Raw genomic sequence first — 4,360 nt, 5'->3', positions numbered from 1 at the left:
CGGGCGCGGCCTGTTGTGCCTGCACATTCGCGCACGTCGCCAGCAAGGCGATTGCCAGCATCGTGCGCAGGCGCCGGCCGTTCGGATCCGCTGTGTGCATGCTGTCCATGACGCCCGAGCTTACGGACGCGGCACGGCCATCTCTAGCGCATCGGCGCCGCCGTTCACGTCGCCGACAGCGGGCGCAGGCACAGCCAGATCGCGCACCAGTGCGCCAGCGCGCCGCCCAGCACGTGCGCATGCCAGATCGCGCGGTTGTAGAGCATCGACTTGCGCACGTAGAACGCCACGCCCACCGTGTAGATCGCCCCGCCGGCGGCGATCAGCCACAGCACCGGCGTATCCAGCCCGGCCACGATCGGCTTGACCGCCGCCATGCCCGCCCAGCCCAGCAGCAGATAGATCGCCACCCAGAAGCCCTTGGCGATGCCCGGCAGGAACAGCTTGGCGAACACCCCGAACAGCGCCACGCCCCACACCGCCAGGGTCATCGACCAGACCCAGGCGCCGGACAGCGCCAGCACGAAGAACGGCGTGTAGGAGCCGGCGATCATCACGAAGATGCCGGCGTGGTCGAGCTTGCGTAGCACCGGCTGGCGCTGCGGCGGGGCGAAGTTGTACGCCGCCGAGCAGGCGAACATGGTCAGCAGCCCCAGCGCGTAGATGCTGGTGGCCACGATCAGCGCGTCGTTGGCATGGGCGCGCCAGACCAGCAGCGCGCCGCCGACCACGGCCAGCAGCAGGCCGGCGGCATGCACGAGCAGATCGGCGCGGCGCGCGGCGGCGGTGCGGTAGTGCGGGGCTGGCGAGGAAGTCGATGCGGACAAGGCGATCTTCGGCACTCCGGGAAGCGGTGCCTTGGTGCTGGGGGACGCACAGGATACGCGCGTAGCGGCTGATCCCTGCATCGCCACGCGCAGCATCCTGCCAAGACGCGCTGGCGATTACCTACCGAGCGGATAGCGCGTGTCCAGATCGTCGAGTGCGCGCTTGTTTCCTGCCGGCGAAGGATGGCTATCGGCACCTTCGCGCTCCAGTGCCTGCTCCCATTGCCGCACTTGTTCCTTCAGCTTACGCGCATAGGTCTTGAGCTGGGACGGGGTGACGCCGCCCTGCTCCTGCCAAAAGGCGGCTTCGACCGACGTGCGGAACGTGCCATCCGCGTACACCCACAGAGCGCGACCGATGGTGCTGTCGTCGCCACTACGTTTGCCCAACGCCTGCGCGTCTGCGTCGACGCGGATAGTGCCGTGGATTTCGAACGCCAGCCGATGCGCATCGGCAAATGTCACCTTCAGATGCGCATGCAGGTTGCCGGAAGACGGCAGCGCCTTGGTGACATCCTTGATGTAGATGTTGGCGTCGACCGACGCCTTGTTGCTGAAGCCGTTATCCTGCAGAAATTCGGCGGTGACCATGGCATTCGCTCCTGAGTGTGTGAACGGGGTCCGTCATTGCACGACGGGTAGCGAAAGCCTCGCGCCTCGCGCGGAACACGGCCATCGGCACAAGCCTGATCTGCGTAGTACGCGCTGCCGAGGGCGTGTCATCGGCGCAGACGGCCGCTGTGTCGGTACAGACGCGCAGGGCCGGCACGCATCGCCAATAGGCTGCCGCATGCAGTGCGAACAGCGATGCGTTCCGCATGCAATCGCCCAGCCTGAATCCGCTCAGCCTGCCCGTCTCGCCTCGACGGCGCCCGTCTCATACCCTGAGACGCGATTTCGCTTCCCTGTTCCGCTTTGAGAGCCGTGCCGATGCCCGCCCACGCCCTAGCCCCGCGCACCGAGGACGCCGAGCGCGCCCTGTCCACCACCGACGGGCTGCCCTCGCGCGATGGCGCGCTGCTCAGCGCGCGGCTAGAGCGCCGCTACCACGACCGCATCACCGGCAGCTTCACCATCCCCGGCCAGGCCGGCCGCTACGCGCCGATCCCGGACGACGTGCCGCCGGCGCTGGCCGCGGCGTTGCGCGAACGCGGCATCGCGCAGCTGTACAGCCACCAGGCCGAGGCCTGGGACGCGGCGCAGCGCGGCGAGCACGTGGCCATCGTCACCCCCACCGCCTCGGGCAAGTCGCTGTGCTACACGCTGCCGGTGGTGGCCGCGGCGATGACCGCGCAGGCCAAGGCGCTGTACCTGTTCCCGACCAAGGCGCTGGCGCAGGACCAGGTGGCCGAGTTGCTGGACCTCAACCGTGCCGGCGACCTGGGGGTGAAGGCCTTCACCTTCGACGGCGACACCCCCGGCGATGCGCGCCAGGCGATCCGCCTGCACGGCGACATCGTGGTCAGCAACCCGGACATGCTGCACCAGGCGATCCTGCCGCATCACACCAAGTGGGCGCAGTTCTTCGAGAACCTGCGCTACGTGGTGATCGACGAGATCCACACCTACCGCGGCGTGTTCGGCAGCCACGTCGCCAACGTGCTGCGCCGGCTCAAGCGCATCTGCGCGTTCTACGGCGTCACGCCGCAGTTCATCCTGTGCTCGGCCACCATCGGCAACCCGCGCGCGCACGCAGAGGCCTTGATCGAGCAGCGCGTGCACGCGATCACCGACTCCGGCGCGCCCAGCGGCGACAAGCACGTGCTGCTGTGGAACCCGCCGGTGGTCAACGCCGACCTGGGCCTGCGCGCCTCGGCGCGCTCGCAGAGCAACCGCATCGCCCGCATCGCGATCAAGTCCGGGCTCAAGACCCTGGTGTTCGCGCAGACGCGGTTGATGGTGGAGGTGCTGACCAAGTACCTGAAGGACATCTTCGACCACGACCCGCGCAAGCCGCCGCGCATCCGCGCCTACCGCGGCGGCTACCTGCCCAGCGAGCGCCGCGAGGCCGAGCGGGCGATGCGCGCCGGCAGCATCGACGGCATCGTCTCCACCTCGGCGCTGGAGCTGGGCGTGGACATCGGCGCGCTGGACGTGGTGGTGCTCAACGGCTACCCCGGCAGCGTCGCCGCCACCTGGCAGCGCTTCGGCCGCGCCGGACGTCGCCAGCAGCCGGCGCTGGGCGTGCTGGTGGCCAGTTCGCAGCCGCTGGACCAGTACGTGGTGCGGCACCCGGACTTCTTCGCCGACGCCTCGCCGGAACACGCACGTATCGCCCCGGACCAGCCGCTGATCCTGTTCGACCACATCCGCTGCGCCGCGTTCGAGCTGACCTTCGTCGCCGGCGAGGCGTTCGGCCCGGTGGACCCGGCGGTGTTCCTGGAGGCGCTGGCCGAGAGCGAGGTGGTGCACCAGGAAGGCGACCGCTGGGAGTGGATCGCCGACAGCTACCCGGCCAACGCGGTGAGCCTGCGCTCGGTGGCCGACGGCAACTTCGTGGTGGTGGACAAGACCGACGGCAAGCAGCAGATCATCGCCGAGGTGGACTATTCGGCCGCCGCGCTGACCCTGTACGAAGGCGCCATCCACATGGTGCAGAGCACGCCCTATCAGGTGGAAAAGCTGGACTGGGAAGGCCGCAAGGCCTATGTCACCCGCACCCACGTGGACTACTACACCGACAGCATCGACTTCACCAAGCTCAAGGTGCTGGACCGCTTCGACGGCGGCGCGGCCGGGCGCGGCGACGCGCACCACGGCGAGGTGCACGTGGTGCGGCGCGTGGCCGGCTATAAGAAGATCCGCTACTACACCCACGAGAACATCGGCTACGGCCCGGTCAACCTGCCCGACCAGGAACTGCACACCACCGCGGTGTGGTGGCAGTTGCCGCAGGCCACCCTGCTCAAGGCGTTCGGCAGCAAGCAGGACGCGCTGGACGGTTTCCTGGGCGCGGCCTACGCGCTGCACGTGGTGGCGACGGTGGCGGTGATGGCCGACGCACGCGATCTGCAGCAGGCGGTGGGCGACGGCGACGGCGCCTGGTTCGCGGTGGCCGACGCCAAGGGCCGCGGCCAGTTGCGCGGTGGCGACAGCGGCGAGCCGGCCAGCGTCGAACTGCAGCAGTTCGTGCCCACCGTGTACCTGTACGACAACTTCCCCGGCGGCGTCGGCCTCAGCGAGCCGTTGTGGCGGCGCCAGGCCGAACTGGTGCAGCGCGCGCGCGAACTGGTGCAGGGCTGCGACTGCGTGGCCGGCTGTCCGGCCTGCGTCGGCCCGGTGCTGGCCGCGCAGGAGGAAAGCGCGACCACGCCGCGGGCGCTGGCGTTGCGCGTGCTGCGCCTGTTGCTCGACGGCGAGGACGACGCGGCGCTGGACGCGCACGGCGCAACCACGATCGCCATCGATGCCGATGCCGATGCCGATGCGCTGCCGGAGTGGAGCGCATGAGCATCAGCCTGGAGCGCCTGCGCGCGCTGCGCCGGCAGGCCGGCGACGCCAGCGCCGAGCGCGCGCCTGCGTCCTCCGGCAGC

At 69.6% G+C, this 4,360-nt stretch carries 3 protein-coding genes; 1 reads left to right on the top strand and 2 read right to left on the bottom strand.

Annotated features, from left to right (window positions below):
- Nucleotides 1–164: 164 nt before the first annotated feature.
- Both trhA and D183_RS0109135 read right to left on the bottom strand, forming a co-directional pair.
- The gene (gene trhA, locus D183_RS0109140; protein WP_153751676.1) at nucleotides 165–827 is read right to left on the bottom strand and encodes a PAQR family membrane homeostasis protein TrhA; all 663 of its coding nucleotides are present in this window, start codon (nucleotides 825–827) and stop codon (nucleotides 165–167) included.
- 117 nt (nucleotides 828–944) lie between these two features.
- Nucleotides 945–1,418, bottom strand: a complete 474-nt coding sequence (locus tag D183_RS0109135) for a hypothetical protein (protein ID WP_017908720.1) — start codon at nucleotides 1,416–1,418, stop codon at nucleotides 945–947.
- 339 nt (nucleotides 1,419–1,757) lie between these two features.
- Between D183_RS0109135 and D183_RS0109130 the strand changes: the two genes are divergently transcribed.
- Nucleotides 1,758–4,277 (top strand): DEAD/DEAH box helicase, encoded by a 2,520-nt coding sequence (locus D183_RS0109130; protein WP_017908719.1) that lies wholly within the window; start codon nucleotides 1,758–1,760, stop codon nucleotides 4,275–4,277.
- Nucleotides 4,278–4,360: the final 83 nt, after the last annotated feature.

The sequence above is a fragment of the Xanthomonas sp. SHU 199 genome, assembly GCF_000364665.1.
Taxonomy (GTDB): Bacteria; Pseudomonadota; Gammaproteobacteria; order Xanthomonadales; family Xanthomonadaceae; genus Xanthomonas_A; species Xanthomonas_A sontii.
This window is presented reverse-complemented; position numbering and strand designations above follow the sequence as displayed.